The sequence below is a fragment of the Streptomyces sp. NBC_01197 genome (assembly GCF_036010505.1).
In the GTDB taxonomy this organism is placed as follows: domain Bacteria; phylum Actinomycetota; class Actinomycetes; order Streptomycetales; family Streptomycetaceae; genus Streptomyces.
This window is the reverse complement of record NZ_CP108569.1, coordinates 2434201-2455817: the sequence shown is the minus strand read 5'-3', so window position 1 is coordinate 2455817 and position 21617 is coordinate 2434201. Positions and strand designations below refer to the sequence as shown.

At 71.3% G+C, this 21617-nt stretch carries 24 protein-coding genes; 13 read left to right on the top strand and 11 right to left on the bottom strand.

The window, feature by feature from the left end; genetic code table 11:
* Positions 1-4: 4 nt before the first annotated feature.
* Positions 5-1078, bottom strand: a complete 1074-nt coding sequence (locus OG452_RS11005) for a GNAT family N-acetyltransferase (RefSeq protein WP_327295435.1) — start codon at positions 1076-1078, stop codon at positions 5-7.
* Between the two features lie 113 nt (positions 1079-1191).
* Here OG452_RS11005 and fdxA point away from each other — a divergent pair, with 113 nt between their 5' ends.
* Together fdxA and dapC are read left to right on the top strand one after the other, a co-directional pair.
* A complete protein-coding gene (fdxA, locus tag OG452_RS11000) occupies positions 1192-1512 on the top strand; it encodes a ferredoxin (RefSeq protein ID WP_164267011.1) in 321 nt (106 codons plus the stop codon).
* A gap of 188 nt (positions 1513-1700) precedes the next feature.
* Positions 1701-2801 (top strand): succinyldiaminopimelate transaminase, encoded by a 1101-nt coding sequence (gene dapC, locus OG452_RS10995; RefSeq protein ID WP_327295434.1) that lies wholly within the window; start codon positions 1701-1703, stop codon positions 2799-2801.
* Between the two features lie 144 nt (positions 2802-2945).
* Here dapC and OG452_RS10990 read toward each other — a convergent pair whose 3' ends face one another.
* Both OG452_RS10990 and OG452_RS10985 read right to left on the bottom strand, forming a co-directional pair.
* Positions 2946-3365 (bottom strand): ATP-binding protein, encoded by a 420-nt coding sequence (locus OG452_RS10990; protein WP_327295433.1) that lies wholly within the window; start codon positions 3363-3365, stop codon positions 2946-2948.
* A 309-nt stretch (positions 3366-3674) separates the two neighbouring features.
* A complete protein-coding gene (locus OG452_RS10985) occupies positions 3675-4622 on the bottom strand; it encodes a hypothetical protein (RefSeq protein WP_327295432.1) in 948 nt (315 codons plus the stop codon).
* Between the two features lie 39 nt (positions 4623-4661).
* On the opposite strand from OG452_RS10985, the gene dapE reads away from it, so the two are divergent.
* Positions 4662-5741 (top strand): succinyl-diaminopimelate desuccinylase, encoded by a 1080-nt coding sequence (gene dapE, locus OG452_RS10980; protein ID WP_327295431.1) that lies wholly within the window; start codon positions 4662-4664, stop codon positions 5739-5741.
* Between the two features lie 66 nt (positions 5742-5807).
* Positions 5808-6563 (top strand): TIGR00730 family Rossman fold protein, encoded by a 756-nt coding sequence (locus OG452_RS10975; RefSeq protein WP_327295430.1) that lies wholly within the window; start codon positions 5808-5810, stop codon positions 6561-6563.
* 86 nt (positions 6564-6649) lie between these two features.
* Here OG452_RS10975 and folP read toward each other — a convergent pair whose 3' ends face one another.
* Positions 6650-7510, bottom strand: coding sequence for a dihydropteroate synthase (gene folP, locus OG452_RS10970; RefSeq protein WP_327295429.1), 861 nt, complete (start codon positions 7508-7510; stop codon positions 6650-6652).
* A 140-nt stretch (positions 7511-7650) separates the two neighbouring features.
* Here folP and OG452_RS10965 point away from each other — a divergent pair, with 140 nt between their 5' ends.
* Together OG452_RS10965 and OG452_RS10960 are read left to right on the top strand one after the other, a co-directional pair.
* Positions 7651-7980, top strand: a complete 330-nt coding sequence (locus tag OG452_RS10965) for a DivIVA domain-containing protein (RefSeq protein WP_327295428.1) — start codon at positions 7651-7653, stop codon at positions 7978-7980.
* On the top strand, positions 7977-8570 hold the full coding sequence (locus OG452_RS10960; RefSeq protein ID WP_327295427.1) for a DNA-3-methyladenine glycosylase I: 594 nt from the start codon (positions 7977-7979) through the stop codon (positions 8568-8570). The genes OG452_RS10965 and OG452_RS10960 overlap by 4 nt, the downstream gene beginning before the upstream one ends.
* A 118-nt stretch (positions 8571-8688) precedes the next feature.
* Here the strand turns inward: OG452_RS10960 and OG452_RS10955 are convergent, their stop codons facing one another.
* Complete coding sequence (locus tag OG452_RS10955) at positions 8689-9489, bottom strand: enoyl-CoA hydratase/isomerase family protein (RefSeq protein WP_327295426.1); 801 nt, start codon at positions 9487-9489, stop codon at positions 8689-8691.
* A gap of 318 nt (positions 9490-9807) precedes the next feature.
* Between OG452_RS10955 and OG452_RS10950 the strand changes: the two genes are divergently transcribed.
* Positions 9808-9975, top strand: a complete 168-nt coding sequence (locus OG452_RS10950; protein WP_003966491.1) for a DUF3117 domain-containing protein — start codon at positions 9808-9810, stop codon at positions 9973-9975.
* Positions 9976-10072: 97 nt separating this feature from the next.
* Here the strand turns inward: OG452_RS10950 and OG452_RS10945 are convergent, their stop codons facing one another.
* Complete coding sequence (locus tag OG452_RS10945; RefSeq protein WP_327295425.1) at positions 10073-10738, bottom strand: O-methyltransferase; 666 nt, start codon at positions 10736-10738, stop codon at positions 10073-10075.
* Between the two features lie 127 nt (positions 10739-10865).
* On the opposite strand from OG452_RS10945, the gene sigE reads away from it, so the two are divergent.
* The 5 genes from sigE (at position 10866) to OG452_RS10920 (ending at position 15571) form a co-directional block, all read left to right on the top strand.
* A complete protein-coding gene (gene sigE / locus OG452_RS10940) occupies positions 10866-11639 on the top strand; it encodes an RNA polymerase sigma factor SigE (RefSeq protein ID WP_203600723.1) in 774 nt (257 codons plus the stop codon).
* The gene (locus OG452_RS10935; protein WP_327295424.1) at positions 11636-12562 is read left to right on the top strand and encodes an anti-sigma factor family protein; all 927 of its coding nucleotides are present in this window, start codon (positions 11636-11638) and stop codon (positions 12560-12562) included. The genes sigE and OG452_RS10935 overlap by 4 nt, the downstream gene beginning before the upstream one ends.
* 503 nt (positions 12563-13065) lie before the next feature.
* Positions 13066-14277, top strand: a complete 1212-nt coding sequence (locus tag OG452_RS10930; protein WP_442809989.1) for a S1C family serine protease — start codon at positions 13066-13068, stop codon at positions 14275-14277.
* 102 nt (positions 14278-14379) lie between these two features.
* Complete coding sequence (locus OG452_RS10925; protein WP_327295423.1) at positions 14380-14877, top strand: sec-independent translocase; 498 nt, start codon at positions 14380-14382, stop codon at positions 14875-14877.
* A gap of 82 nt (positions 14878-14959) precedes the next feature.
* Positions 14960-15571 (top strand): hypothetical protein, encoded by a 612-nt coding sequence (locus OG452_RS10920; RefSeq protein WP_327295422.1) that lies wholly within the window; start codon positions 14960-14962, stop codon positions 15569-15571.
* A 165-nt stretch (positions 15572-15736) separates the two neighbouring features.
* Here the strand turns inward: OG452_RS10920 and OG452_RS10915 are convergent, their stop codons facing one another.
* Genes OG452_RS10915 through OG452_RS10905 form a run of 3 tightly spaced genes read right to left on the bottom strand, consistent with a single transcriptional unit; the run spans position 15737 to position 18795 of the window.
* Entirely contained in the window at positions 15737-16870 is a 1134-nt protein-coding gene (locus OG452_RS10915; RefSeq protein ID WP_327295421.1) for an Mrp/NBP35 family ATP-binding protein, read from the bottom strand.
* Between the two features lie 43 nt (positions 16871-16913).
* Positions 16914-17432 carry a DUF1003 domain-containing protein gene (locus OG452_RS10910; RefSeq protein ID WP_327295420.1) on the bottom strand — a complete coding sequence of 173 codons (519 nt, stop codon included), beginning with the start codon at positions 17430-17432 and terminating at the stop codon, positions 16914-16916.
* Complete coding sequence (locus tag OG452_RS10905) at positions 17422-18795, bottom strand: magnesium transporter MgtE N-terminal domain-containing protein (protein ID WP_327295419.1); 1374 nt, start codon at positions 18793-18795, stop codon at positions 17422-17424. Before OG452_RS10905 ends, OG452_RS10910 begins: the two co-directional genes overlap by 11 nt.
* 195 nt (positions 18796-18990) lie before the next feature.
* On the opposite strand from OG452_RS10905, the gene OG452_RS10900 reads away from it, so the two are divergent.
* Positions 18991-19731 (top strand): hypothetical protein, encoded by a 741-nt coding sequence (locus OG452_RS10900; RefSeq protein ID WP_327295418.1) that lies wholly within the window; start codon positions 18991-18993, stop codon positions 19729-19731.
* A gap of 12 nt (positions 19732-19743) precedes the next feature.
* Here the strand turns inward: OG452_RS10900 and OG452_RS10895 are convergent, their stop codons facing one another.
* Both OG452_RS10895 and OG452_RS10890 read right to left on the bottom strand, forming a co-directional pair.
* The gene (locus OG452_RS10895) at positions 19744-20256 is read right to left on the bottom strand and encodes a hypothetical protein (RefSeq protein WP_327295417.1); all 513 of its coding nucleotides are present in this window, start codon (positions 20254-20256) and stop codon (positions 19744-19746) included.
* A gap of 23 nt (positions 20257-20279) precedes the next feature.
* The gene (locus OG452_RS10890; protein WP_327295416.1) at positions 20280-21593 is read right to left on the bottom strand and encodes an APC family permease; all 1314 of its coding nucleotides are present in this window, start codon (positions 21591-21593) and stop codon (positions 20280-20282) included.
* Positions 21594-21617: the final 24 nt, after the last annotated feature.

The window sequence follows — 21617 nt, the reverse complement described above, 5'->3', positions numbered from 1 at the left end:
CCGCCTATGCCGTGGGGATGTGCTGCCGGTAGTGGTGGTAGCTGTGGTGGGTCCGGAAGCCCATACCGTCGTAGAGCGCACGGGCCCCGGTGTTCTCCTCCTCGACCTGGAGCCAGGCCGCCGACGCGCCCTCGTCGAGCGCCCGGCGGGCCAGCGCGGTCATGACGGCGCTCGCCAGCCCCTGGCGGCGGGCCGCCGGGTCCACCTCCACCGCCATGAACCCCGCCCACCGGCCGTCGACCACACAGCGGCCGATCGCCGCGGGCACTCCGCCGGGACCGGCGACCGAGGCGAACCAGGTCGAAGGGCCGCTGCCGAGCACTTTCAGAACGGCCGGACCCGGGGTGCTGAGGCGCTGGTAGCGGGCGAGCCAGGACGCGTCGCAGGACCGGGAGAGCGAGACCCGCGAGACCGGGTCCTCCAGCGGGCGGGCCGGATCTCCGATCGGGGCCAGCGCCGCGGTCCGGACGAGCGCGCTCACCTCACGGGTCCAGCCGCGCTGCTCAAGGGCGGCGGCGAGCAGTTCCTGGGTGCCCTCGCTCCCGGTGGATACCTGGATGTACGCGGGCAGACCACGCTCCGTGTACCAAGCGGTCACCCGCTCCAGTGCCTCGTCCAGCGGCCGGCCCGGATCGCCGAGCGGCAGTACGGAGTTGGCGCGGCGGGTGAAGCCCTCCCGTCGCCCGGCCTCCGCCCCCCAACGACGCGCTTCGCGCGGCACCTCCCCGACTGCGGCCCGCAGCTGCCAGTCGCCGAGCTGCTCGCTCTCCACCGGCTGCCAAGCCCGGGCCGTCGCCCGTGCCAGTTCGGGGAAGGTCGCAGACGGGCCCCGTCTGCGCGCGGGCGCCGGTGGCACGATTTTTCCGGCCACGAGCGCCGATTCCGGGATGCGGACCGACACGCCCGAACGCTGTGTGATGGACAGCACACCTGCGTCCCATGATGTGAGAACACCCACCGTGTCGGTGAACTTCGCACCTGGTGCGGCCTCGTTGGCCAGCTGTCTGACTGATACCCGTTTGCCCACGTCAACAGGTGTAATTCGGACCTCGAGCCGTCCGCCGGTAGTGAATTCCACAGCTCTCTCCGCCCCTCCTGTTCGGATCGCGCCCAGGAACGGAGATACTAGGTGCGGGCATCGACGACGCCGCGCTCCCGCGCAGAGCAGCCCTACCGAGGAGGAACGACAGCGTGACTTACGTCATCGCGCAGCCTTGTGTCGACGTCAAGGACAAGGCGTGCATCGAGGAGTGCCCCGTCGACTGCATCTACGAGGGCTCCCGGTCCTTGTACATCCACCCGGACGAATGCGTCGACTGTGGTGCCTGTGAGCCGGTCTGCCCGGTGGAAGCGATCTTCTACGAGGACGACACCCCGGAGGAGTGGAAGGACTACTACAAGGCGAACGTCGAATACTTCGACGAGCTCGGCTCGCCCGGTGGCGCCTCCAAGCTCGGCCTGATCGAGCGCGACCACCCCTTCATCGCGGCGCTGCCTCCGCAGAACGGCTGACCCCGTAGCGACCCGGTCCCGTACGGCGAACTTCGCCGTACGGGACCGCGGCATTTGCTGTGGCGGCCGGTTCGTCCGGCGGCGGCCTGCCCGGCCGGCCCGGGCAGCCCGCGGCGCCCCGGCTCGCGCAGCCCAAGACCGCGCGGTCCCCGCCCGCGCAGCTCCGTACGTACGAGAAAGTGAAGCCCGTGTCCGCACTCTCATCGCGCCTCCCCGCCTTCCCCTGGGACAAGCTGGAGCCGTACAAGGCGACGGCTGCCGCCCACCCGGACGGCATCGTGGACCTCTCCGTCGGCACACCGGTCGACCCGGTCCCCCCGATCGTGCGCGAGGCGCTCGTCGCGGCGGCCGACTCACCGGGGTATCCCACGGTGTGGGGGACCACGGAGCTGCGCGACGCGATCAGCGGCTGGTGCGAGCGCAGGCTCGGCGCGCGCGAGGTCGTGCACACCAACGTGCTGCCCGTCGTCGGCTCCAAGGAGCTGGTGGCCTGGCTGCCCACGCAGCTCGGCCTGGGGGCCGGTGACCGGGTGGCGTACCCGCGGCTCGCCTACCCGACATACGAGGTGGGCGCGCGGCTCTGCGGCGCGGAGCCGGTCGTGTACGACGACCCGACGGAGCTGGACCCCGAGGGGATCAGGCTGCTCTGGCTCAACTCGCCGTCGAACCCGACCGGCCAGGTTCTCGGCCGGGACGAACTGGTCCGGATCGTCGCCTGGGCGCGGGAGCACGGCATCCTGCTCGCGAGCGACGAGTGCTACTTCGAGCTGGGCTGGGAGACCGAGCCGGTCTCCGTGCTCCACCCGGATGTCTGCGGCGGTACGTACGAGGGCCTGATCGCCGTCCACTCGCTCTCGAAGCGCTCCAACCTGGCCGGCTACCGTGCCGCGTTCATCGCGGGCGACGCCGCCGTACTCGGCGAGCTGCTGCAGATCCGCAAGCACGGCGGGATGATGACGGCCGCGCCCGTACAGGCCGCGGTGGTGGCCGCGCTCGGCGACGACGCCCATGTGACGGAGCAGCGGTCGCGGTACCTGGCCCGGCGCACCGCCCTGCGGACCGCGCTGGAGGCGCACGGCTTCCGGATCGAGCACAGCGAGGCCAGCCTCTATCTGTGGGCGACCCGCGACGAGGAGTGCTGGGACACCGTCGCCCACCTCGCGGAGCTGGGCATCCTGGTGGCGCCCGGTGACTTCTACGGGGTGGCGGGCGAGCGTTTCGTCCGCGTCGCGTTGACGGCCACGGACGAGCGGGTGGCCGCGGCGGTCAAGCGGCTGGGCGAGAAGTAGCCCGCCGACGTAATCCTGTCGGCAGTGACGCGGTCCTTACGCGGTAGGGGCCCCGGGGAGTGAGCTGTGAACTCCCCGGGGCCCCTACCTGTCGGCCGACTACTGCCGGCCCAGTGCTGCTGGCCGATTCCTACTGGCCGATTCCTACTGGCCGAGCGGCAGACCGCCGCCGACCGGCAGCTTGCCCGCGGACGGGAGGGTGCCGCCGGCGCTCTGCGCGGTGCCGCCGACCAGGGTGCCTGCGGAGCCCGCGGTGTCGCCCGCGGCCTTCTGGGCGGCGGGAGCGGCGGTCTTGCCGACGGCGCCGACCGTCTTGCCTGCGGCCGGGACGGTCTTCTTGACGGCCTTGCTGCCGGTGTCACCGGCCATACCGGTGGTCGTCCGGGCCGCACTGTCGACGGAGTTGCCCAGGCCGGCGCCGTCGAGTGCGGTCACGCCGCCCAGGTTCGGGGCCTGCGGGAGTTCCGCGGCGCTTGCGACGCCGGCCGCACCGACCACGGGGGCCGCGCCCGCCGCGATCAGCAGCGCGGTACGGGCGATCCGACGGGTCAGGGAGAGGGACATGGTGCTCCTTGAGCGGGAGGGGACTTGACTGTCCGGCGTTCGGACGCTGTGACAACCGCTCGGGGGGAGGGGGAAGTTGCGGTGCACCAAGGTAAAGAGTCTGCAATGTGTCGCATTATCGGTTTCGGATAAAAACGGACAAACGGTGGCTCGCCGACAAGGCTGCTGAACCGTCACTCCCCTTGGCCCCCTTGGGGTCCCCGGAGAGCGGCCGAGGGTGCCGGGAGGCAGCGCGAAAGACGTTCCCGGCGGGCCGAGGGAGCCGCTTCCGGGTGAGGGGTCGCGCGTCTGTACGGGGCGCTTCCGGCGCTATTTCGTGAGGGTGATGCGGACTTCGGCGGCGCCCTGGCCCGCACTCCGCCCTGTGGAGACGGCCTGCGCGGCGTCCGTCCTGCGCCAGGGCGCGTGGCTCGTCGCCGCCGTCCACTCCTGGCCCGCGTAGGAGACCTGCTGGATGTGGAGCGCGGCCGAGTTGGCCACCGCCCAGTACGCCAGCTCCCAGCCGCGCTGCTGGACGGACCCGGCGCCGGGTCCCCCGACGGCCCGCGCCGTGGTCGTACGGACCGGCAGCCGGACCTCCGAGGGCGCCGACGGCTGCGCCGACTTCCCGGCGGGCAGCACGCCCGCCCCGAAGTCCCGCTTCAGCGCGGCGCGCACCGCGGCAGGATCACCCGGCAGGCTGCTCTTCGTCGCCGCGCAGGAGAACGAGGCGGGCGCCTGGCCGGTCAGCGCGGCCGCGAGCAGCTCGGCGTCCGGCTCGTGCTTCGCGTACGCCTGCGGGAAGCCGCTGCGCTGCACCTCCTGCGCGGCGACCGTCAGCGGCAGCCGCGAGTAGCCGGGGATCTTCCCGAGGTGCTCGTAGAACTTCCCGGACGCGTAGACCGGGTCCATGATCTGCCCGGCCGTGCCCCAGCCCTGCGACGGCCGCTGCTGGAAGAGACCGAGCGAGTCCAGGTCGCCGTGGTCGAGATTGTGCAGCTCCGACTCCTGGAGCGCGGTCGCCAGCGCGATGGTCACCGCGCGTTCCGGCATTCCGCGCGAGGTTCCCACTGCCGTGATCGTCGCCGCGTTGACGGCCTGCTCGGGGCTCAGCCGGTAGCTGCTCCCGTTACCGGCCTGTGCGGTGCAGCGCGGACCGGTGCTGCCTCCGCTGATGTACTGCACCAGGACATAGCCCGCCAGCGCCAGCAGCACGGCGAGGGCGGCCACGATCCGGAAGAAGCGGCCGCGGCGTGGCGCGGCAGAGGGCTGGGGCACGAGGCCCACCGTACTGGAGCCCGGGTTAGGGTCGGAGCCATGTCAGAGACCCCGCTTGACCTCGCACTCGACGCCCCGGCCCTGACCGCACAACTGGTCGACTTCCCGTCCGTGAGCGGCACCGAGAAGCCACTCGCCGACGCGGTGGAGGCGGCGCTGAGGGCGCTGCCGCACCTGACCGTCGACCGGTACGGCAACAACGTCGTCGCCCGGACGCACCTCGGCCGCGCCGAGCGGGTCGTGCTGGCCGGACACCTCGACACCGTGCCGATCGCGGACAACGTCCCGTCGCGGCTCGACGAGAACGGCGTCCTGTGGGGCTGCGGCAGTTGTGACATGAAGTCGGGCGTGGCGGTACAGCTGCGGATCGCGGCGACGGTGCCCGAGCCCAACCGGGACCTCACCTTCGTCTTCTACGACAACGAAGAGGTCGCGGCCGAACTCAACGGCCTCAAGCACGTGTCCGAGGCGCACCCCGACTGGCTCGCGGCGGACTTCGCCGTCCTGCTCGAATCCTCCGACGGCGAGGTCGAGGGCGGCTGCCAGGGCACGCTCCGGGTCATCCTGCGCACCAAGGGCGAGCGCTCCCACTCGGCGCGCGCCTGGATGGGGTCCAACGCGATCCACTCCGCCGCCCCGATCCTGGCGAAGCTGGCCGCGTACGAGCCGCGCAGGCCGGTGATCGACGGCCTGGAGTTCCACGAGGGCCTCAACGCCGTACGGATCGAGGGAGGCGTGGCCAACAACGTCATCCCGGACGCCTGCACGGTGGTGGTCAACTTCCGTTACGCGCCCGATCGCAGCGAGGAGCAGGCGCTGGCGTACGTGAAGGAGTTCTTCGCCGACTGCGACATCGACGAGTTCATCGTCGACGACCACACCGGCGGCGCGCTCCCCGGCCTCTCGCATCCGGCGGCGGCGGCCTTCATGGCGGCGGTCGGCGGCGAGGCCCGCCCGAAGTTCGGCTGGACGGACGTGTCGCGCTTCAGCGCGCTCGGGGTTCCCGCGGTGAACTACGGCCCCGGCAACCCGCTGCTCGCGCACAAGCGCGACGAGCGGGTCGACATCACGAGGATCTCGCAGACAGAGGAACGACTCCGCTCCTGGCTGACGGACTGAATTTCCCCGTACGTCACATGTGCGGACCTAGGCTGTCGGGGACACGCAATGCGGAGGGAGCACAACATGGGCAACCCTGAGGGAGCACCGGCGCCGGAGGAACAGCGGCTCGGCCCGGTGGTGCGCCGCCGGGACCAGGTTCAGCCCGGCACCACCGACCAGCGGCTGCTCGACACCATGGAGAAGGGACCGGCCGACTGGCTGCACACCGACCCGTGGCGGGTCATGCGCATCCAGTCGGAGTTCGTGGAGGGCTTCGGCGCGCTGGCCGAACTGCCCAGCGCGATCAGCGTCTTCGGGTCGGCCCGTACCGCGCCGGGTTCGCCGGAGTACGAGGCGGGGGTACGGATCGGCGGCGCGCTGGTGGACGCGGGCTTCGCGGTGATCACGGGCGGCGGACCCGGCGCGATGGAGGCGGCCAACAGGGGCGCCAGGGAGGCCAACGGCGTCTCGGTCGGGCTCGGCATCGAGCTGCCCTTCGAGCAGGGCCTCAACCCGCACGTCGACATCGGGGTGAACTTCCGCTACTTCTTCGTCCGCAAGACGATGTTCGTGAAGTACGCGCAGGGCTTCGTGGTCCTGCCCGGTGGCCTCGGCACCATGGACGAGTTGTTCGAGGCCCTGACCCTGGTCCAGACCCGGAAGGTGACCAGGTTCCCGATCGTGCTCTTCGGTACGGAGTACTGGGGCGGCCTGGTCGACTGGCTGCGCGGGACCGTGGTGGCCCAGGGCAAGGCGTCGGAGCACGATCTGCTGCTGTTCCACGTCACGGACGACGTGGACGAGGCAGTGGCCCTGGTGACCAAGGAGACGGGGCTGTAGGCGGGTTCCCCCGGTCACCGACCGCCGGGCCTTCCATCTGGATCGTGCCGGGCTCGCGGGTCCCGGCATGATCCGGACGGGAGGCGTCAGGCCAGCCCCCGCCGGGCCACCGCCGGCGCCCGGTGGCCCGCGATCGTCGCCACCATGTCCAGTACCTGCCGGGTCTCGGCCACTTCGTGCACCCGGTACACCTGCGCCCCCAGCCATGCCGAGACCGCTGTCGTGGCCAGCGTCCCGAGCAGCCGTTCCTTGACCGGCTTGTCGAGCGTCTCGCCCACGAAGTCCTTGTTGGACAGGGAGACCAGAACCGGCCACCCCGTCGCGGTCATCTCGCCCAGCCTGCGGGTGGCCTCCAGCGAGTGCCGGGTGTTCTTCCCGAAGTCGTGGCCGGGGTCGATCATGATCCCGTCGGGCCTGACGCCCAGCGAGACCGCCCGCTCCGCGAGGCCGATCGTGACCCGCAGGATGTCGTCCATGACGTCGTCGTATGTGACCCTGTGCGGCCGGGTGCGCGGTTCGGCGCCGCCCGCGTGCGTACAGACCAGGCCGGCGCCGAACCGGGCGGCGACAGCGGCCAGTTCCGGATCGACCCCGCCCCACGCGTCGTTCAGCACATCCGCGCCCGCCTCGCACACCGCCGCACCCACGTCATGGCGCCAGGTGTCCACGCTGATCACCACATCGGGGTGGCGCCGGCGCACCTCGGCGACGAAACCGACCGTACGCCGCGCCTCCTCCTCGGCCGTCACCTCCTCGCCGGGACCGGCCTTGACCCCGCCGATGTCGATGATGGCCGCCCCTTCGGACACCGCCTGCTCCACGCGGGAGAGCGCCGGCTCGTCGCGGAAGGTCGCTCCCTGGTCGTAGAACGAGTCCGGGGTCCGGTTCACGATCGCCATGATCACCGGTTCGTGCGCGTCGAACTCGCGCCGTCCCAACCGCAGCATCCGTCTGCCCCTCACCCTCTGAGTTCACCCGCTGAGTCGCCTGCGACCCTAACGGCCTGCCGAGGGGCGGGCCCTACCGGCCAGGTACGCATGGCACGATCGGACCCGCACGGTTCCGCTGTCCGGGGAGAGGCTCACTCGTGTTCTGGTTCTTGCTGATCGCGATGGTCGTGGTGGTCGCCGCGGTCACCCTCGCGGTGATCGGCGGCGGTGACGGCGCCGTACTGTCCGATGCTTCCCCCGAACTGCCCGTCGATCCGCTGCCCGCCGCCCGCCCGGTCGGCCGCGCGGACATCGAGGCGCTGCGGCTGCCGATGGTGGTGCGCGGCTACCGGATGTCCGACGTGGACGACGTGCTGGGCAGGCTGGGCGCCGAACTGGCCGAGCGCGACGCGCGGATCGCCGAGCTGGAAGCGGCGCTCGCCGGTGCGCGGGCCGCTGCCGTCAACGACGAGGACCCCGGGCGATGAGTTCGGACGCCGTCTTGGGAGCCGACGGAAAGCTGCGCTGCCCGTGGGGGGTGTCCACCGGGGACTACGTCGAGTACCACGACAGCGAGTGGGGCCGCCCGGTCCACGGCGACGACGCGCTGTACGAGCGGCTCTGCCTGGAGGCGTTCCAGTCGGGGCTCTCCTGGATCACCATCCTGCGCCGCCGCGAGGGGTTCCGTAAGGCCTTCTCCGGGTTCTCCATCGCCGAGGTGGCCGCGTTCACCGACGGGGACCGGGAGCGGCTGCTCGCGGACCCCGGGATCATCCGCAACCGCGCCAAGATCGACGCGACCCTCGCCAACGCCCGGGAGCTCGCGGGCTGGGAGCACGGGGCGCTCTCCGGGCTGATCTGGTCGTACGCACCGGATCCGGCCACCCGCCGGGCGCCCCGCCGCATCGCCGACATCCCGGCGGTGACGACGGAGTCCACGGCGCTCGCCAGGGAACTCAAGAAACGCGGCCTGCGCTTCATCGGCCCGACCACGGCCTACGCCCTGATGCAGGCGTGCGGCCTGGTCGACGACCACCTGGCGGACTGCTTCGCCCGGAGGGCCCCCGCGGGCGGCTGACGCGCGGGGGCGGGCTGACCGGCGGGGAGGCTGACCCGCGCCACGGCTTGAACTGCGCCACGGTCTGAACTGCGCGAGCGGCTGGTCCGCGTCGGCGGCCGACTCGCGCCGGTGGTGCTCAGCGCCCCAGATACCGCGGCTTCGTCTTGCCGACGAAGGCCTCGACCGCGATGAGGTGGTCCTCCGAAGCTCCCGCACGCGTCTGGAGTTCGTCCTCCTTCTCCAGCGCCTCGCGGAGCGGGTGGCCGGCCCCGTAGGCGAGGGACTCCTTGATCGCGGCCAACGCGACCGTCGGGCCGTCGGCGAGCGCGCGGGCCACGGCCAGCGCCTCCGACGCGAGATCGGCCTCAGGTACCAGCTTGTTGGCGATGCCCAGCTCGTACGCCTCCTGCGCGCCGAACGAGCGCGGGAACAGCAGCAGATCGGCCGCGCGGCTCTGGCCGATCAGCCGGGGGAGCGTCCAGGAGACGCCCGAGTCCGCGGTGAGCGCGACACCCGCGAACGACGTGGTGAATTTCGCGGTGTCGGCCACGACCCGGTAGTCGGCGGCGAGCGCGAACCCGAGGCCCGCTCCCGCGGCGACGCCGTTGACCCCGGCGACGACCGGCTTCGGCATCTCCGTGAGGGCCCGCACGATCGGGTTGTAGTGCTCCTGCACGGTGGACATGGTGCGCCCGGTGCCCGCCTCGCGGTCGGCCGTCAGCGAGGAGATGTGCTCCTTGAGGTCCTGCCCGACGCAGAAGGCGCGCCCGGTGGCGGTGAGCAGTACGGCCCGTACCTCGGAGGCCGCCGCCGCGGTCTGCACCGCGTCGCGCAGGGCCGCCTTCGCCTCGGTGTTCATCGCGTTCATCGAGTCGGGACGGTTGATGGTGACCGTCGCGAGTCCGTCGGTCACCTCGTAGAGCACGGTGTCCGCCATGGGGCCCTCCACTGCTGGGTGTCGGCTGCTGATGGGGCTGATTCGTCGTCCGCAGCTCAGCATGCCGGAGATCATCCGCGGCGAACATGTGACCTGCGTCAAACAATGCTGGTCAAGAATGGTGGACGAGGCGGCGCAGTATCGCAGGGGGAACGCCGAATTGAGTGGTTTTGGGGAAGTGCGTTGCGCAAGCGATGCAGACCGATGTTGGTCATCGGGTCCTGGGATGCGGGATAATGGCTGGGAAGCAATATGTTCGATGCCGGTGACACCTGGGTTGTCGGCTGCGATGAGCTGGTTTCAGGAAGGGGAACGAGCATGGCGGCCATGAAGCCGCGGACGGGCGACGGCCCGCTCGAGGTGACCAAGGAGGGGCGGGGCATCGTCATGCGCGTTCCGCTCGAAGGCGGCGGACGACTCGTTGTCGAGCTGACTCCGGACGAGGCCGATGCACTCGGCGACGCGCTGAAGAAGGTCGTCGGCTGACGCGGACGCCCCCAATGTTCTCTCCACTGCCCCGGCTCCGGCCGGGGCAGTGGTGTTTGGTGCTGTGGTGTCCGTTCTTTCCGGGACGACGGCGCGTTCAGGCCAGGCGTACGGCGCAGAGCAGCCCGTCGCCGACCGGGAGCAGTGAGGGCAGCAGCTCCTGGCTCTCGCGTACCGTGCGCAGCAGGTCGCGCAGGTGCAGGACTTCGGCGGGCTGGGCGGCGGAGTCGACCGTGCGGCCGTCCGCGAAGACCCCCTCGAAGCACACCAGTCCACCGGGCCGCAGCAGGCGCAACGATTCAGCGAGCACGTCCAGCGACTCCAGCCGGTCGCCGTCGCAGAACACGAGGTCGTATCCGCCGTCCGCGAGGCGCGGCAGTACGTCGAGGGCGCGGCCGGGGATGAAGCGCGACCGGTTCGCCGCGAAGCCGGCCGAGCGGAACGCCTGACGGGCGAAGCCCTGGCGCTCGGGCTCCGGGTCGACGGTGGTCAGCACGCCGTCCGGACGCATTCCCTGCAGCAGATAGATGCCCGAGACGCCGGTGCCCGTACCGATTTCGGCCACCGCTTTCGCGTCCGTGGTGGCGGCGAGCAGCCGCAGCGCCGCACCGGTGCCGGGCGAGACCGAGGGCAGGCCGGAGTCGCGGGCCCGGTCACGGGCCCACCGCAGGGCTTCGTCCTCGGCGACAAAAGCGTCGGCGAAGGCCCAGCTCGTCTGCCGGTTGGCGGTAATGGCCCTCTCCTGTCCCCGTAGTTGGCGCACTCGTGACTGTATCCGCTGCGCCCGGGAACCCGCAGATGGGACCGGGCGTTGTAGGAGGGCAGGGGGGACGCGGATGTATGAGGATTCCGGCAATCAGTCTTATCCGGAGCTAACGGGCGAGGTGGCTATGGTAGGGGCTCCACTGGACACCACCAGAGCCGACAGGGGAGGTGCGGCTGCGCCTGTGGATCGGGGAGGAGTGCTGCGGCGCTTTCTCAGGTCGGCGGGTGAGCCGAAATCCGTGACCGACATTGCTGACAGCTCCAGCGCTGCTGACTCCGTACAGACCGCGACCTTCGCCTCAGACGCGGACGCGCAGACATGGACTCCGCCCTCGTGGGAGGAGATCGTCAGTACGCACAGCGGCCGGGTCTACCGGCTCGCCTATCGCCTGACGGGCAACCAGCACGACGCCGAGGACCTCACGCAGGAAGTGTTCGTCCGCGTCTTCCGCTCGCTGTCGACGTACACCCCGGGCACTTTCGAGGGCTGGCTGCACCGCATCACCACCAACCTCTTCCTGGACATGGTCCGCCGCAAGCAGCGGATCCGCTTCGACGCCCTCGGGGACGACGCGGCCGAGCGGCTGCCGAGCCGTGAGCCGTCGCCCCAGCAGGTCTTCCACGACACCCACTTCGACGCGGACGTCCAGCAGGCGCTGGACACTCTCGCTCCGGAGTTCCGCGCGGCCGTGGTCCTCTGCGACATCGAGGGGCTGTCGTACGAGGAGATCGCCGCGACGCTGGGCGTCAAGCTCGGCACCGTACGCAGCAGGATCCACCGCGGCCGTTCCCACCTGCGCAAGGCCCTCAAGCACCGTTCGCCCGAGGCCCGTCGCGCCGAGCAGCGCGCGCTGGCCGGGGTGGCACCCGGCCTGGACGGAGAGGACGGGACCGCGTGAGTGGATCCAGTCCGACCCCGGCCGAGCAGCACCTCGGGGACCGGCTCGCCGCACTGGTCGACGGTGAGTTGAAGCACGACGCCCGCGAGCGGGTGCTCGCGCACCTGGCCACCTGTGCGAAGTGCAAGACCGAGGCCGACGCGCAGCGCCGGCTGAAAAGCGTCTTCGCCGAGACCGCGCCCCCGCCGCCCTCCGAAGGGCTGCTCGCCCGCCTCCAGGCGATGCCCGGCGGACCCGGCGGCGACCCCGGCCGTGGCCCTTTCAGCGGCCGCTTCACCGACGAGTTCTTCGGACCCCGGGCGTCGGACGGGCGCCCCTCGGGCCCCCGGATCGAATCCTTCGGCTATGTGCCCGTCGGACCACATGCCACCACGATTCCGGACGGCGGTCCGGCCGGCGGTTTCCGGGTCCACCCGGTGGGCCGGAGCGATCAGGAGCGGTCGGCCTGGCGCGGTCGGCGATTCGCGTTCGCGGCCGCCAGCGCGTTCTCGCTGGCCGCCATCGCACTGGGCGGCACGCTGCCGTTCGACGGCGCGGAGTCCCCGGTGTCGCACACCGACGGGCCGCCCAACAACGTCACACCGATGATCGCCACGGACCCGGTCGGCATCGGCGCGGACCTGCGCCACCGCCGTACCCACGACGGCGCCCAGCCGGCCAACGGCGGGCGGGCCCCGGTCCTGCCCACCGCTTTCGCCGGGCGTCACTCGGCATCCGCATCGGGCGCGCGTCCGGCCCGGCAGTCCCTGTACTCGCTCACGACGCCCCTGGTCACCGTCTCGTCGCTGTCCGCAGTCCGCCCCCCGATGGCGGCAGCCACCCCGCCCGCACAGCCGAGCGCGCAGTCAAGCCCCACAGCCACGCCGCCGGCGCTCCCGGCCGCTCCCGGCGCCTCGGGTCTGCCGGCTTCGACCGGGCACTGAGCGGGCTCCGGCGCCTGGAAACCTGGTTGAATCCCTGAAAGGCTGCCCGCCACAGGGCACGCGGAGTGCGGGGCGGGTGCGGGGAGAGCATGGACGACGGGAAGCCCACCGGGGCGCCAGGACACATATCCGGGGCCGGGTCGCCCCTGAGTGAGCCGCTGCCCCAACTCCAGCCCGCGTCGCCGCCCGTTCGGAGCGGAGGCCCTGCCGGTCACCCACGGCCTCTGCACGACCCGGCCCCCTACGGCACCCCGCCCTACGGCGGCCCGGGCCCCTGGGCCCCCGCACCGCCCGTCCAGCGGCCCGTCCCCACCCCGGCAGGCGGCACTCCCGTCCCACCGACCTACCCGGGTGCCGCGCAGCCTCCGCAGCACCACGTACCGCCGATGCATCACCAGCCCCTCCCACCACAGCAACCGCACCACCCACAGCCACACCACCCACAACCACCACAGCAACCGCACCACCCACAGCCACACCACCCACAACCACCACACCAGCCGGTGCAGCACCCCGCCCAGCTGCCCGTACAGCAGCCCTCGCAGTGGCTGCGCTACGACCCGTGGGGCGCGCCCCCTTCACCGCCTCCGCCGTCCGCCGGGGAGATGCGGCACCGGCGCGGAGCGGTCGTGGTCATGGTGGTGGTCGCGCTGGTCACCGGTGTCATCGGCGGCGGTCTTGGCGCGTACTCCGTGCTGAACGGCTCGTTCTCGGACGTCCGGCTCCCCCAGGCCGGCAAGGAGAGCCCCGCCCGGGCGCCGGGCACCGTGGCGAGGATCGCGGAGAGCGCGCTGCCCGGCGTGGTCACCCTGCATGTGAGGGGCAGCGCCGAGGCGGATACGGGTACCGGCTTCGTCCTCGATCGCGAGGGGCGCATCCTCACCAACAATCACGTGGTCGAACCCGCGGGCTCCACGGGCGACATCACCGTCACGTTCAGCGGCGGCGAGACCGCCAAGGCCCAGGTCGTCGGCCGGGACAGCGGCTACGACCTGGCCGTGGTCAAGGTCACCGGGGTGTCCGGGCTCACCCCGCTGCCGCTGGGCAACTCCGACAACGTGCAGGTCGGCGACCCGGTCGTCGCCATCGGTGCCCCCTTCGACCTCCCCAACACAGTGACCTCCGGCATCATCAGCGCCAAGGACCGCCCGATCACGTCGGGCAGCGGGAAGAACGACGGCAGCGACGTCAGCTATGTCGACGCGCTCCAGACCGACGCCCCGATCAACCCGGGCAACTCGGGCGGCCCGCTGGTGGACGCCAGGGCCCGCGTCGTCGGCATCAACAGCGCCATCCGCGCCGCCGACGGCAGCTCGGACTCCGAGAGCGGCCAGGGCGGCTCGATCGGGCTCGGGTTCGCGATCCCCGTCAACCAGGCGAAGCGCGTCGCCGAGGAGCTCATCAACCACGGCAAGGCCGCGCACCCCGTGATCGGTGTCACACTCGACATGAAGTACGCGGGCGACGGCGCCCGGGTGGCGGACCGGGCGAACGACGGCGGCCCGGCAGTGGCGGCGGGGGGCGCGGGGGCGGCCGCCGGCATCAAGCCGGGGGACATCGTCACAGGTGTGGACGGTGAACCGGTGCACAGCGCACCCGACCTGATCGTCAGGATCCGGGCACACCGGCCGGGCGACAAGCTTGCCCTCACCGTCCGCCGGGACAGCCGGGACCGGCCTGTGACCTTGACTCTTGGATCGGCCGACGGCAGATGAAAGACCGGTGGAAGGTACCGTCCGGACATCTTCGCCGGGTACCGTGGTCGGGGCCCGGACCACACCCCGACCTGCGGGCCGCGGAGAACACCAGGAGCAAAAGTGTTCAATGACGTAGGCCCCCTCGAGATCGTGACGCTCGTGGTCCTCGCCGTGATCGTTTTCGGCCCGGACAAGCTGCCGAAGGTCATCCAGGACGTCACTCGTACGATCCGGAAGATCCGCGAGTTCTCCGAGAGCGCCAAGGAGGACATCCGCACCGAACTCGGCCCCGAGTTCAAGGACTTCGAGTTCGAGGACCTGAACCCCAGGACGTTCGTGCGCAAGCAGCTCATGGACGGCAGTGACGAGCTCGGGCTCAAGGAGATCCGCAGCAGCTTCGACCTGAAGAAGGAGATCTCCGAGATCACCGACGTGGTGAACGGCAGGTCGAGCAGTGACGAGAGTGACACGGAGACCGCGGCCGAGATCGCCCCGAGTAGCGCCAATGGCTCATCGACAGGCCCGGACCTGCTGAAGAAGAGCGGCCCTGACCTGCAGAAGAAGAGTGTGACGGTCGACACCGAAGAGCGTCCGCCGTTCGACGCCGACGCCACCTGAGTATTCTCCATCTGTCCGGCAGTGAGGGCGCCCGTGGGGGTGGGCCGCTTCGGACGCTGAGGATCGAGGAGGCGGCCGGCACATGGAGACGACGAGCCGGACAGGGACCCACGCGGTCGACGACTATCTGAGGGCGCCCTTTTCCTGGTACGGACTGGACGAGGCGTTCACCGGCTCGCGGCGGCTCATGCAGGTGGGCGTCGCGGCGGACGGCACGGTCCAGCACGGCTCCCTGGGGCACGGTGACGAGCCCGCCGTGAGACCGGACGCACAACCGGAGAAGGAACACTTCGCCGCCGTGGTGACCATCGCGTCCAGCCCCGTGCGGCGCAGCGGGGACGGCACGGGCGTGCTGGAGGCCACCACGGTCTCCTCTGCGGCCTGGCTCGCGGGCTCCGGCCTGCTGGCCTGCACCTGGCCCGCGCACCTGGACCACTCCCTGCGCGACGACTGGGTCGACCAGCAGACCGAGGCCGCGTTCGAGCTGGCGGACGACCTGTCAGGCCCGGAGTGGACGGAGCTGACGCTGCCGGTGGACGGGGCGCCGACGCCGTTCGCCTACCGCGAGACCGAGTTCGGCTGGGTACTGGCCGGGGCCACCGCGACCGGGGTGCACCTGGGGGCGTACGGGCGCGGGATGAGTGCGTACGGGCTGGGCTTCGCCGTGGTCAGGGACATCACTACGTACGTGTGACGCGACAGCGGCCACATCAGGGATCAGGCCTTGCCGCGGAAAGCGCCATGGCAGCCGGCCCACCACGACAGCGGCGCACCACGACAGCAGCACACCGCGACAGCGGCACACACCCGGGGGCGGCCGCCGAAGCGGACCGCCCCCGGGCGCGTCGTGTGTGTCGCGTCAGAACTTGTTGCGCGGAGTGACCCCGAGCGACATACCCGCGAGGCCCCGCTGGCGGCTGCTCAGCTTGCCCGCGATCGCGCGCAGCGCGGCGCCCGCCGGGGAGTCCGGGTCGGTCAGCACCACGGGCTTGCCCTCGTCGCCTCCCTCGCGCAGCCGTACGTCGATCGGGATCGAGCCGAGCACCGGCACGGTCGCCCCGGTCGTCTTCGTCAGACCCTCGGCCACCCGCTGCCCGCCGCCCGTGCCGAAGACGTCGACCATCTCGTCGCAGTGCGGGCAGGGCAGGCCCGACATGTTCTCGACGACACCGACGATCTTCTGGTGAGTCTGCACGGCGATGGAGCCGGCCCGCTCGGCCACCTCGGCCGCGGCCTGCTGGGGGGTGGTGACCACCAGGATCTCGGCGTTCGGCACGAGCTGCGCCACCGAGATCGCGATGTCGCCGGTGCCCGGCGGCAGGTCGAGCAGGAGCACGTCGAGGTCGCCCCAGTAGACGTCCGCCAGGAACTGCTGGAGCGCGCGGTGCAGCATCGGGCCGCGCCACACGACCGGGGCGTTGCCCGGGGTGAACATGCCGATCGAGATGACCTTCACACCGTGCGCCGACGGCGGCATGATCATGTTCTCGACCTGGGTGGGCCGGCCGTCCGCACCGAGCATCCGGGGCACGCTGTGCCCGTAGATGTCCGCGTCGACCACGCCGACCTTCAGACCGTCGGCGGCCAGCGCGGCGGCCAGATTGACCGTGACCGACGACTTGCCGACGCCGCCCTTCCCGGACGCGACCGCGTACACCCTGGTCAGCGAGCCGGGCTTGGCGAAGGGCACCTCGCGCTCAGCGGTGCCGCCGCGCAGCGAGGCGGCGAGCTCCTTGCGCTGCTCGTCGCTCATCACGTCCAGTTCGACGCTGACCGCTGTCACACCCTCGACACGGGCGACCGCGTCGGTGACGTTGGTGGTGATGGTCTCGCGCATCGGGCAGCCGGAGACGGTGAGGTAGACCGTGACAGCGACCGCCCCGTCCGCTCCGATGTCGACCGATTTGACCATGCCGAGTTCGGTGATCGGACGGTGGATCTCGGGGTCGTTCACTGTCGCCAGTGCTTCACGCACCGCGTCTTCCATAGCCATGCGTCGATGGTACGGCGCCCACCGCCGGCCCGGGAAAGAGCGGTCAGTGGTCGGCTTCGTCACTTTCCCGCGGGAATATCTGACGCCGCTCCGCCATGTCCTTCACCAGGTCCTGGAGTTCGGACCGGATCCAGTCACGGGTGGCGACCTCGCCCAGGCCCATCCGGAGCGCGGCGATCTCCCGGGTGAGGTACTCGGTGTCGGCGATGGACCGTTCGTTCTGGTTGCGGTCCTGCTCCAGATTGACCCGGTCCCTGTCGTCCTGGCGGTTCTGCGCGAGGAGGATCAGCGGGGCCGCGTACGACGCCTGGAGCGAGAGCACCAGGGTCAGGAAGATGAAGGGGAACGGGTCGAAGCGCAGCGCGTGCGGCGCCCAGGTGTTCCACACCACCCAGATGACGATGACGACCGTCATCCAGACGATGAACCGCCCGGTCCCCAGGAACCGCGCGACCCGCTCCGATGTCCGCCCGAAGGACTCCGCGTCGTACTCCGGCAGCCAGCGCCGCTTCGGTGTGAGCGGCTGATCGAGGCGGCCCCTGGGCGTCGGCTCAGCGGTCATCGGTGGCCTCCGCGGGGCGGTCGTCCGGACCGGGGCGGCCGTCCGGATCAGGGCGGCCGTCGTCCTCGGCGGGCCGGTCGTCTTCCGTCTGCCGGTCGTCGGGCACTCCGGAGTCCTGGTGGAAGTCGGTCTCGCGCCAGTCGCTCGGCAGCAGATGGTCGAGCACGTCGTCGACGGTGACCACCCCGAGCAGCGAGCCGCTCACGTCCACGACGGGCGCCGCGAGCAGGTTGTACGCGGCGAGATAGCTGGTCAGTACCGGCAGCGTGGCCTGCGGCGGCAGCGGCGGGAGGTCGCTGTCGACGATCGCGCCGACCAGGGTGAACGGCGGATCGCGCAGCAGCCGCTGGAAGTGCACCGCGCCCAGATACTTCCCGGTCGGCGTCTCGTCCGGCGGCCTGCACACGTACACCTGCGCGGCCAGCGCGGGGGAGAGGTCCTCCTTGCGTACGCGGGCCAGCGCGTCGGCGATCGTCGCGTCCGGGCGCAGCACGATCGGTTCGGTCGTCATCAGACCGCCCGCGGTCCGCTCCTCGTAGGAGAGCAGCCGCCGTACATCGGCGGCGTCGTCCGGCCGCATCAACGTCAGCAGCCGCTCCTTGTCCTCCTCGGGCAGCTCGCTCAGCAGGTCGGCGGCGTCGTCCGGGTCCATCGCCTCCAGCACGTCAGCGGCGCGCTCCTCCTGCAGCTTGCCGAGGATCTCCACCTGGTCGTCCTCGGGCAGCTCCTCCAGTACGTCGGCGAGCCGGTCGTCGTCCAGGGCGGCGGCCACCTCCGCCCGGCGCTTGGGCGAGAGATGGTGCATCACATTGGCGAGGTCGGCCGGGCGCAGCTCCTCGAAGGTGGCGACCAGGCTCTCCGCGCCCTGCCCCTCCTCCTCCAGCGAGAAGCCGGTGACGCCGGACCACTCGACGGTCAGGGTCTCGCCCTTGCGCCGCAGCGCGCCGGCCTTCCCCTTCCGTACGAAGACCTTGTCGATCTCCCAGTCGCGGCGGGCCGGAAGCTGCTGCACGGACACGTCAAGGACGGTCACCTGCTCGTCCGTCCCGGTCAGCCGCACCCGCCGGTCGAGCAGCTCACCGAGGACCAGCCGTTCGGTGGGGCGCTGTTCGAAGCGCCGCACATTGACCACTCCGGTGGTGATGACCTGGCCCGACTCGATACCGGTGACCCGGGTCATCGGCAGGAAGATCCGGCGGCGGCCGACCACCTCGACGACGAGTCCGAGCAGCCGCGGCGGGCGGGTGCCGACGCGCAGCATCGCCACGAGGTCGCGTACCCGGCCCACCTGGTCGCCGTTCGGGTCGAAGACGGAGACTCCGGCAAGGTGCGAGACGAAGATCCGGGGGACGCCCGCCGCCATCCGCGCCTCCTCTTCGTACGCTCCGTACGGTGCCTGTTTCGTGCCGTTGCGGCGCCTTGTCCGGGCTTCACGTTAGCCCGTCCCGTTCCGGGCCGCCCCGGCAGAGGGTCCGGATGGCTCTCTGCCCGTTCAACCGGTGGGGCCCGGGTACGCTGCGGTCTCCTGGTGAGGACACACGTATGAGAGGCAGTGCACGTGGCTGCATTCCCCCCGGCCGCCCGGGCCCGCAGGGCAGGACTGGCAGGCGCGCTCTGCGCCGCCCTGGCGGTGTCGCTCGCGGCCTGCTCGGCCGATGCCCCGGACGCGGGCACCAACGGCGTCGGCAAGCTCTCCGCGAAGGAGATCGAGACCAGGGCGCGCACGGCGGCGGACGCGGCCAAGGCGGTACGGGTCGCCGGCACACTGATCGGCAAGGGCGGCTCGTACCAGCTGAACATGCGGCTCACCACGGACGGCGGCACCGGCTCGGTCACCTCGAAGAGCAGTACGTTCGCGCTGCTGCGGATCGGTGACGCGCTCTATGTGAAGGCCGGCGCGGGCTTCTGGAAGCAGACCGACGGCAGGGGCGGCGCCGCCGCCGCGGGCAAGCTCGACGACAAGTACGTCAAGGTGCCGAAACGGGACCCCGCGTACGGGCAGTTCCGCGGGTTCACCGACATGCACACGCTGCTCGACGGGCTGCTGGGGCTGCGCGGCTCGCTGGGCAAGGGAGACCGGACCAAGGTGGGCGGTGTCCCGGCGGTCCAGGTCACCGGGGGCGGCGGACAGGGCGGCACGCTCGATGTGTCGCTGAAGGGGACCCCGTACCCGCTGCGGTTCGAGCGGGCGGGTGGCGCGGGCACGGTCCAGCTGACGGAGTGGAACAGGAGCGTCACGCTGACGGCACCGGGCAAGGACTCCACCGTGGACTACGGTCAGGACCTGCCCAAGTCGTAGCGGCGGGGCGGCTCATGACCGGCGGCGTTTGCGCTTGAGTAGCAGTTTCGGGAGGCCCGCCGGGATCTCCTGACGGGTCGTCGCCGGTGTCGGGAGCGGGACGGCGGCGAGCGATCCGTCCGGCAGCTCCGTGGTCGCCTCGCGCGGTACGAGCCGCACCACGCGGCACTCCCGGGCCCAGCGCTCCACCATCGCCTCGCCGTCCGGGGCGTTCAGCCGCTTGCCCTTGAGCTCGGCGACGGCCGCCTCCCACGCGTCGGAGCGGGGCGCGAGCTCCGCCGTCACCGCGCTCCAGGCGACCAGCCGGCCGCCCTTGTCCTTGCTGCGCACCGTGACCTCGGCCGCCGCGCCGTCGGCCAGCCCCGGCAGCGGCTGCTCCCCGGGGCCGTCCCCGACGAGCAGTGCGGCGCCGTCGTGCCAGACGTGCCAGAGCGCCCGCTCCGGCCCGGTCCCTCGCACCCAGATGAGGCCGGACTTCTTGGTGGCCTCCTCGACGAGGGCCCGCTCAAGGAAGGTCTGTGTCATGGGCCCAGGATAAGGAGTCCTCGTCAGACCGGTTTCCGTACGTTGCTGATCCTGTCCCTGGCCCACCGGTAAACCAGAGCTACCGCAGCGACGATCACCGGAACGATGGCGTAGGCCGCGGCGAAAGGCGCGACAAGGAGGGTGAGCACGAGTGCGATCACCGCATGGCTGCGGGCGCGTCCGGTGAGAAGCCGCGCGCCCGCCGCGGTTCCGATCAGGTAGGTGACCAGCACGAGCGAGGACGGGATTCCTACGATGTCCTCGGTCCCCCAGTTGCCGAGGTAGCTGACGAGCAGGCCGGCCGCGCCGATCCCGCCCACCAGGAACACCCCGTTCGCAGGCACCTCGCGGGTGTTGAGCCGGCTCAGAGGGCGGGGAAGCCAGCCGTCACGGCCGAGTGCGTATCCCAGCCGGGAAACGGAGGCGATGAAAGCGTTGGTGGTACCCAGACTGATCACCGTCGCGAGAACTGCTGCTGCGACGGTCGCGCTGAATCCCAGCCCCGTACCCAGCACTTGGCCGACCGCGATGCGGTCCAGTTTGCTGTTGCCGTAGGTACCGGTGCCGACGACGGCGAAAGAGACGCCCAGGTAGAGCACGATCACTACGACGACTGTGGTCAGCGTGGCTCGGGTCAGGTCTCGCCGGACGTCGCGGAACTCTCCGGCGAGATGGGCGACCGCTTCCCAGCCTGCGAAAGCGAAGAACAGAATGACTGCGGCCTGCGCCACTCCGGACAGGCCGTGCGGCGCGAACGACGTGAAGGCGTCCGCCCTGACGTGCGGAACCGCCGCCAGTGTGGCGGCCAGGAGCAGGAGCGCCACCCCGCCGGCCAGGCCGAGCTGGACGCGGCCGCTGAGCCGCAGACCCACCAGGTTGGCGCCGACCGCCAGCGCCAGAATGACCGCGGCGATCAGGAATGCGTAGGACTGGTGGATGCGCAGTGCTGTGGCGACGTAGTAACCACCGGTCAGGGGCACGATCGTCTGGCCGATCGAGCCGGCGGTGAAGTAGAACCAGCCGGCGAGGCCGCCGGCTGTCGGGCCGAAGGCCCGGGTGGCGTACGTGGCGATCCCCCCAGCATCCGGGTACCTGGTGGCCAGGGCGGCGAACGTCATGGCCAACGGCAGGCCGAGGAGCCCCATGAAGAGCCAGGAGAGCAACGACGCCGGACCCGCCATCGAGGCGGCCTGGCCGGGCAGGACCAGGACGCCGGCTCCGAGTACCGCGCCGACGTACAGCGCTACCGCCTGCCCGAAGCCGATGCGGTGACGCGTCGACCGGCTGCTCGATTCGTGCTGCGGTGCCACTTTGGGTGCCTGATTGGCGGAGCTCACTTCTGTGCCTCCCTGGCCGCGGGG